This window comes from Chitinimonas sp., assembly GCF_041904975.1.
Lineage (GTDB): Bacteria > Pseudomonadota > Gammaproteobacteria > Burkholderiales > Chitinimonadaceae > Chitinimonas.
Map to the genome: position 1 here is coordinate 1 of NZ_JAYRLZ010000200.1, position 8,204 is coordinate 8,204.

Annotated in this window: 5 protein-coding genes; 2 read left to right on the forward strand and 3 right to left on the reverse strand. The window is 57.6% G+C overall.

Annotated features, from left to right (window positions below; translation table 11 throughout):
* From ACE3OH_RS16220 to ACE3OH_RS16230, 3 genes are all read right to left on the reverse strand, one after another.
* Positions 1–713: CaiB/BaiF CoA transferase family protein (locus ACE3OH_RS16220; RefSeq protein WP_374355266.1), on the reverse strand; the 713-nt coding region annotated here is incomplete at its 3' end.
* Positions 714–894: 181 nt separating this feature from the next.
* Positions 895–2,073, reverse strand: a complete 1,179-nt coding sequence (locus tag ACE3OH_RS16225) for an acyl-CoA dehydrogenase (RefSeq protein ID WP_374355269.1) — start codon at positions 2,071–2,073, stop codon at positions 895–897.
* 208 nt (positions 2,074–2,281) lie between these two features.
* Complete coding sequence (locus ACE3OH_RS16230; RefSeq protein WP_374355272.1) at positions 2,282–4,987, reverse strand: TonB-dependent receptor; 2,706 nt, start codon at positions 4,985–4,987, stop codon at positions 2,282–2,284.
* A gap of 249 nt (positions 4,988–5,236) precedes the next feature.
* Here ACE3OH_RS16230 and ACE3OH_RS16235 point away from each other — a divergent pair, with 249 nt between their 5' ends.
* Entirely contained in the window at positions 5,237–5,998 is a 762-nt protein-coding gene (locus ACE3OH_RS16235; protein WP_374355275.1) for an IclR family transcriptional regulator, read from the forward strand.
* A 212-nt stretch (positions 5,999–6,210) separates the two neighbouring features.
* On the forward strand, positions 6,211–8,204 hold a 1,994-nt coding region (locus ACE3OH_RS16240), incomplete at its 3' end, for a TonB-dependent receptor plug domain-containing protein (protein ID WP_374355277.1).

Below are 8,204 nucleotides of genomic sequence, written 5' to 3' on the forward strand. Positions count from 1 at the left end.
ATATTGGCGTGGGCATTGCCATAGCGCGGTGGCTTGACGCCACCGACCAGATAATTGCTGGCCACATTGGCCAGCATGGCGAGCTGGCAGTCGAACAGGGCAAGGTCGATATGCTGGCCGACGCCAGTGCGATCGCGATGGGCCAGTGCCGCCAGAATCGCCACCGTCGCATACATGCCGGTAAACAGATCGGTAACTGCCACGCCCACCTTTTGCGGCTCGCCCTGCGGGTCGCCGGTAATACTCATCAGGCCACCCAGGCCCTGGATCATGAAGTCGTATCCAGCCTGATCGGCGCGCGGGCCGTGTTGGCCAAAGCCGGTAATCGAGCAATACACCAGATCGGGTTTGATGGCGGCGAGGCTGTCGTAATCGAGGCCATACTTCTTCAGGCCGCCGACCTTGAAGTTTTCCACCACCACATCGCAGCTTTTCACCAGCTCTTTGAGCGTGGCTTGGCCTTCGGCGGATGCTATATCGATCGCTACCGACTTCTTGCCGCGATTGGTGCACAGATAGTAGGCCGCTTCGCGGGTGGCATTACCGTCGCGGTCTGTCAGAAAGGGCGGCCCCCAGCCACGGGTGTCGTCGCCACCGTCGGGCTTTTCGATCTTGATGACTTCGGCGCCCATATCGGCCAGCTGCTGGGTAGCCCAGGGGCCAGCCAACACGCGGGATAGATCGAGAACGCGCAGGTGAGACAGTGCGGACATGGGCTTAATCCCAAAAGGTCAAAACCAAATCTGTAGACACTGAGAGCACCGAGAACACGGAGCACACAGAGACAAGCGTGAAGGGAAATCGAATGGTCGATTTGTGCCTGCGCTATCTCGCTTTGTCTTTCTCCGTGTGCTCTGTGATCTCCGTGCTCTCTGTGTCCACAGATTTTTGTGATTACACGCCGAACGCCGCGATGCCGGTCTGGGCACGGCCGAGGATCAGCGCGTGCACGTCGTGGGTGCCTTCGTAGGTGTTCACCGCTTCCAGGTTCATTACATGGCGGATCACATGGAACTCGTCGCTGATGCCGTTACCGCCGTGCATATCGCGCGAAATGCGGGCGATTTCCAGCGCCTTGCCGCAGTTATTGCGCTTGATCAGGCTGATCATTTCCGGGGCGGCGCGGCCTTCGTCCATCAGGCGGCCGACGCGCAGGGCTGCTTGCAGGCCCAGGGTGATTTCGGTCTGGAAGTTGGCCAGCTTAAGCTGCATCAGCTGGGTAGCGGCCAGCGGGCGGCCGAACTGCTTGCGGTCCAACGTGTACTGGCGGGCGGCGTGCCAGCAGAACTCTGCCGCACCCATGGCGCCCCAGGCGATGCCGTAGCGGGCCTTGTTCAGGCAACCGAACGGGCCTTTCAGACCACGGATATCGGGGAAGGCGTTCTCTTCCGGCACGAACACCTCATCCATGACGATTTCGCCGGTGATGGAGGCGCGCAGCGAGAACTTGCCTTCGATCTTCGGTGCCGACAGGCCCTTCATGCCTTTTTCCAGGATAAAGCCGCGAATCTCGCCGGCATCGTCCTTGGCCCACACCACGAATACATCGGCGATCGGCGAATTAGTGATCCACATCTTGGCGCCCGACAGCGAATAGCCGCCATCCACCTTCTTAGCGCGAGTAATCATGCTGCCAGGGTCGGAGCCATGATTCGGCTCGGTCAGGCCAAAGCAACCCACCCATTCACCGGTGGCGAGCTTGGGCAGGAATTTCTGCTTTTGCGCTTCAGAGCCATAGGCGTAGATCGGGTACATCACCAGGGACGACTGCACCGACATGGCCGAGCGGTAACCCGAATCCACCCGCTCCACTTCACGTGCCACCAGGCCATAGGCGACATGGCTGGTACCGGCACAGCCATAGCCTTCGAGGGTAGAGCCGAGCAGGCCCAATTCGCCCAGCTCGTTCATGATCTCGCGATCGAACTTCTCGTGGCGGTTGGCTTCCAGCACCCGCGTCATCAGCTTGCCCTGACAGTAATCACGCGCCGCATCGCGGATCATGCGTTCTTCGTCATTGAGCTGCTCGTCCAGAAGAAGAGCGTCATCCCATTGAAAGTGTGGTTTTGCCATGGTGGGTGCCTGTTGAAAGTGGAGGGCTTGCGGGTATTGGGCTTGGGCGTAAACCGCCGCAGATCAAAAGGTGTTCCGCTATGCGGAATTATGTTTCATCAAGTGGAATATTCTAGCTTTACTGCCTGAGGCGGTAAAGACTTAACCATAGCCCGAAATGCAAAACGCCCCGAACCAGTCGGGGCGTTTTGTACATCAAGTCAAAAGCTTAGTTGAACTTGTAGTTCACCGAGCCGTAGACAAAGCGGCCGCGTGGGTTGCCATAGGCGGTGTCATACCCCAGTGACTTTGATGGGCTAAACGGTGGGTCGCGATCGAACAGGTTTTCTGCACCGAAGCGCAGCGTCATGTTCTTGAAGCCGGTGTAGCTGACTGACATGTCAACTAGCGTTGAACTTGGAATGTTCAGACCGTTGGCATGTTCGTCGTAATAAACATTAATGGTTTCCGAAGTGGTGCGGTCGACCCGATAGTTCGAAGTGTAGTTGGCCACCACCTGGGTGCCCCATGGACCCATGTCCCAGTTGAATCCCAATTTGCCCAATACACGCGGGTATTGATATTCGCCAGCCTCGCAGGAGAAGTTGTTTGCGCAGTTGATGGTCGAATCACCCGGCTGCTTGGACTTGTTGTAGCGCGAGGTATAGGACGCTTCGCCAAATACCTTGATCTTGCCCAGGTCCTGGACGCGGAAGGCGTAAGAGGCGTCGACATCGTAGCCATCGGTGAACACTTCGGCGCGATTGATCAGGCCGATGTTCACTTGCTTAAGTGCACCTACCAAGGGGCCCATTGCAGCGCGTTGTGCCGGGGTGAGTGCGGCATAGGCGGCACGGTCATCGTCGCTAACCGGGAAGCGAATAACGCTACCCTTGGCGCTGCCGTCTTCGTTGGAGAGGACTGAGTCGGAATCCAGGCTTTCGATACGATCCTTCCATTTGATACGCCAGTAGGTGGCGCCCACGCTCATATCCTTGATCGGTTCGAAAACGAAGCCAAAATTGAAGTTGCTTGTCTTTTCGGGCTTGAGGTTCTTGGAGCCGGTAACCAGGGACAATACCGAACTGGTACAGTCGTTGTCGAAGTACTCGTCGCCTACAACGCATCGCTTGGGGTCGCGGGCTGAGGCAAAGCCACCGCGGCCTTCATTGAATTCCTGCGACAGGGTCGGGGCACGGAAGCCGGTGCTGTACGAGGTGCGCAACAGCAAGTTCTTGAATGGCGTCCAGCGCAGGCCGAGCTTTGGATTGGTGGTGCTGCCGGCCAACTGGTACTTGTCGTAGCGAATGGCGGCTTGCGCTTCCAGATTTTTCAGAATCGGCAGATTGAACTCGGTAAACACGGCAGACTGATGCTGCGAACCGTTAATCCCCAAGAGCGTGGTGTAAAGGCCGATATTGCCATCCCGCCATGCTTGCGATGGATTGTAGGTTAGCTTGTCGCGCTTGAACTCGGTGCCGATGGCGATGCCGATCGGTCCGCCAGGCAACTCGCCGAGCTCGGTCGAGGCCTTGGCGCCGAAGAACTCGGTTTGTGACTGGGTATCAACGTGCTGGTCCGCAGTCAGCTCGCGAATGATTTGCGGGCTATTGTTGTTGCCGCCAAACGGGTTGTACTTGCCGGTAGCAGCATACGCGTTGAGCTTATCCAGCAGATAGGAGCCGTAGGTGGTGATGACGCCGTCTTCCTGGCTATGTCCGGCCGAAATCGTCCAATCCCAGCTACCCAGCTGACCCTTGGCGCCGGCAACCAGCCAGCGGCTATCGATATCCGACTTGGTACCCGAGTCATCGGATTGGAAAAGTCGCCGAACGACAACGCGCTTGCCATAAGGGTTGATCGGGTTGTTCGCTTCGATGGCGATAGGGCCGTTGTTATCAGCGTTGTATACCGCGGTTGGTCGACCCGAAAGCTTGGTATCGTAGTGATTCAGGAATACCTGGGCAAACAGGGTGGTCGAAGAATTGATTTCCCAATTGGCCACTGCCACGCCGCTATAGCGGGAATACGGGTGCAGCAGGTTCTCGCCTTCTGCTGGCGCGTAATAGCAGCCAATGCGGTCCGGGCCAGCGCCGATTTCGGGAACATTCGGGTAGGGCAGGATGCGATTTGCGGGGCAGGCCGGATCAGGTTGACGCTGTCTGCCACCAAGCGACAAGGTGCCTGGATCGGTGCCTTTGGCGCCATATACGCTGCCTTGGAACAGGCCGCCTGGCTTGCCACGGAAATCGAGCAGGTTGGACCAGTCGCGATCGGTCGCCTTGATGGCCTTGCGTTCTTCGTACGACAGCGCGTAGGTCAGATTGAAGCCCTGGGTGGAGCGATCGCCCAAACCGCCAGCAAGTGATGCGCGCGCAACATCGCCATCGCCATGTGTCGTCTTGCCGAAATAGCCGTCAATTTCGGTGCCCACTGCATCCTTGCGCAGGATGAAGTTGACTACGCCACCAACGGCGTCGGTACCATAGATGGCGGAAGCGCCGTCCTTGAGAACTTCGACGCGGTCAATGGCTGCCAATGGAATGGTGTTCAGATCAACCGAGGTCTCGCCGCTGTACTCGTCCGATCCGGAGCTGGGTAGACGATATCCATTAAGCAGAACCAGGGTGGGAAGCGAGCGCAGATTGACTTCAGTCGCGCCATTGCGGAAGGAGTTGTTGTTCAGTGTCTCATTGCCATTGCCGCCAGCCGAGGTCAGCTTGCGCATCAGGTCCATTACCGAAGTGGCGCCGGAGCGGCTGATATCTTCGCGCGAGATGGTAGTGACTGGCGACACGCCTTCCTTGCTGACCCGCTTGATGTTCGAGCCGGTCACTTCAATTTTTTCGACCTTCTGGACAGTTGGGGCATCTTCAGCGAAGGCGCCAATGGCGCCGATCAGGCTGATTGCATAAGCCAGTTGCGAAATACGCATATTCAACTTCTCCCGAATAAAAATAGGCAACTCCGGCTTTGGCCTGGCTCTTGAGTGTGGCAGGCTCAAAAAACTGCGGAGTGGTGCCAAGGTGATGCGTGTAAAAAAGTACAAAGCGCACTGGCGTGATGGTAGAGGTCAGTGTGGCGGCAGAACAAATATTTCACGGTAATGAATACATGAATACAACAAACGCGGCGATGCTGGCTGCATCGCGACAGCTTGGTCGTCAACTTGGTGAAAGCCTGTATGACTGAGCCGGCAGATAGCAGCGATCGCTTGTTTGTCACTGCACTGGCGCGCGGCCTCGATGTGCTGGCAGTGTTTTCCGCTGGTGAGCGCAGTCTGGGCAATGCCGAATTGGCACGACGAACCGGCTTGCCCAAGGCCACTGTGTCGCGCCTGACCTACACCCTGTGCAAACTCGGCTATCTGTATCAGGACGCGAGTGGCAAGTACGCACCTGCGCCGGCCGTGCTGACGCTGGGGTTTGCCGCACTGGCCGGACTTGACCTGCGAGAGCGCGCCCGCGAGCCGATGCGGTCTCTGGCGGCACAAACCGGCTTGTCGGTCACCCTGGGGGTGCGACAGGGCGCGCGAGTGGTCTATGTCGAAACCTGCCGCGCACCGACTCGCGTCGGTATCCGGCTCGAGGTCGGCTCCTCAGTCCCGTTGGCCACGACGGCGATCGGCAGGGCGCTCTATGTGGCCTTGTCGCTTACGGAGCGCAGCGAGCTTGCCGGCCTGCTGGCGCAGGAAAGCCCGGTCATGTGGCCCGTCTGGCAGCAAGGTCTGGATCAGGCGCTGAGCGACTTTGCCACCTTGCGCTATTGCGCATCATTTGGCGAATTCGAGCCCGATATTTTCGCGGTGGCTGTGCCCATTGCCGGCAGCCAGCCAGCAATGGCCATCAATTGCAGCGGACCGGCCTACCGGTTGCGTGCAGAGCAGTGGCAGGCTGAAATCGTGCCGTGCCTGCAGGCGCTGGCGGCCAGTCTGGCGGCCTGCTGAAGGCGAAGGTAGGTCTTGTGTTTTCAATGTCTTAAGCTGTATCCAATTGCACACACAGTGTAAATTCTGTATGTAATTTGCAACGCTTTGTGAGTGTTTTCCCTTATGAGTTCCGCGAAAAATACTAGCCGGTGTTAGCTTATTCGCATGTCGACTACTGCCGTTGTGCGATGGGTGCAACGGAAAAAGTTCGCAAACTAGGGAGAAGGCTCATGAAGTACAGCATGCTGGCGCTTGCGCTGTCGGGAATTGGTTTTGGTGTGGCGGTTCAGGCTGCGGATGCGCCTGCTGCTAGCGACAGCAAAGTACAAAAAACGCAGAAGATTGAAGTAACCGGCTCGAATATCAAACGGACCGACAAGGAGACCGTCGCACCGGTCACGATCATTACCCGCGCTCAAATTGAGCGCTCCGGCAAGGCGACCATTGCAGACGTACTGCGCGATTTGCCGATCAATAGCTCGAATGGCTTTAGTGAAACCTCGATCAACGGTTTTGCTGCGGGCGGCTCGGGTATTTCCTTGCGCGGCTTGGGGGGGCTTGGCACGCTCGTTCTGTTCAATGGTCGTCGCGTGGCAAATTATCCGTTTGCCAATAGTTTGAGTACGACATTCGTTGATTTGAATGAGATTCCGGCGGCGATCGTGGATCGCGTGGAAATCTTGAAGGACGGTGCGTCGGCCTTGTATGGCTCTGACGCTGTCGCTGGCGTGGTCAATGTGATTTTCCGGCGCGATTTCAAGGGGGCCGAGCTCGCTTATAACGAAAGTGGCGAAATCAAGGGTGATCTTGAATCGCATCGCGCCTCGCTGACCTTTGGTCGCGGCGACTTGGGTGAAGACAAGTTCAATGTGTTCGGGATGGTTGAAGCCTACAAGCGTGATGGCGTGACCCGTGACAATTTCGAGCTGACCAAGAGTAACGATTATTCCCGTTTCTTCGCTGGTACCGACCAGCGCGGCTCTACCGGTGGTACCTGGCGCGCCGCAACCGGACCAGTTGCTGTGCGTAACAACCGTATCCCGGTTGCCAACTGCCCAACTCAGCTGATTCCAGCCTCGACGCTGAATCCTGCACTTACCGGTACATCCTGCGTCGGCGATGGTGGCCCGAAGCACACCTCGCTATTGCCTGAACAAAAGCGCGCCAATATGTTCGTGAAAGGCACCTTCGAGCTTGCGCCCGAGCTGCAGGGGACGGTGGAGCTGGGCTATGACCGTGTCAAAACCAAGGTGCTGCAAGACTATAACTACCTGACCGCAGGTCAGACCCGTTTTGTACCGGTGGTACAGAACGGTGAAACCTTCTTGCGGCCGCAATCGGTGCGCTACCTGATTGCCCCGGGTGTCGGTGGCAATCCAACTGGGCAGTTCGCCGAGTTGTTGATTCCAACGTACGACTTGGGCGTGGTGACGGATGATGTGGACGCCAAGACTTCTCGTATTCTGGCAGGCTTGAAGGGTTCGAATTTGGGCTGGGACTGGGATTCGGCGATAGCACATGTCCGTTCTACCGCCTCGGTAACGGAAAGCAACCTGATGAGTTATAGCGGATTGGTCAAGACCGGTACGCTGGCGCCGGGCGTTGCCCATATCTTCCTCGATGGCAAGGACAGTGGTTTGCAAGGTTCCCTGTTGCCATTGGGTAGCAACAGCTCTGAAGTTCTCAATGCATTGCGCACCAGTACCACCCGTAATTCCGAGGCCAAGATTACGACGGCTGACTTCAAGGCAAGCCGCGAAGTATTCAGCCTGCCTGGCGGGGCGGTGGGTCTGGCGCTGGGCCTCGATTGGCGCAAGGAGGAGTTGAACGATACCGCCGATGCCAAGCTCAAGGCGGGCGACATCTTTAATCGTGGCTTCACCGGTACAATCGGTAGTCGTAATGTGTCGGCCTTGTATGCCGAACTTGCCTTGCCCATCATCCAGCGCCTGGATATGCAGCTCGCGTTGCGCCACGACCGCTACAGCGATTTTGGCGGCGCTACCTCTCCAAAGATTGGTGCCAAGTTCAAGCTGACTGACAGCATTGTCCTTCGTGCGAACTGGGGCAAGGGCTTCCGTGCGCCGAGCTTGCCGCAGATTGCCCGCTCCGACAGTACCGCCTTTCAGTCATATTTTGACTACGCAGGCTGCGACGCAGGCTATACGCCATCGTGCCAAGGCATCAGCCAGGGGACAGGTACTTCGGTTGGTACCATCATCCG

Excerpts from the sequence above, each read along its gene's own strand:
- ACE3OH_RS16230 (WP_374355272.1), bottom strand. The coding sequence starts at position 4,987 with ATGCGTATTTCGCAACTGGCTTATGCAATCAGCCTGATCGGCGCCATT.
- ACE3OH_RS16235 (WP_374355275.1), top strand. The coding sequence starts at position 5,237 with ATGACTGAGCCGGCAGATAGCAGCGATCGCTTGTTTGTCACTGCACTG.
- ACE3OH_RS16225 (WP_374355269.1), bottom strand. The coding sequence starts at position 2,073 with ATGGCAAAACCACACTTTCAATGGGATGACGCTCTTCTTCTGGACGAG.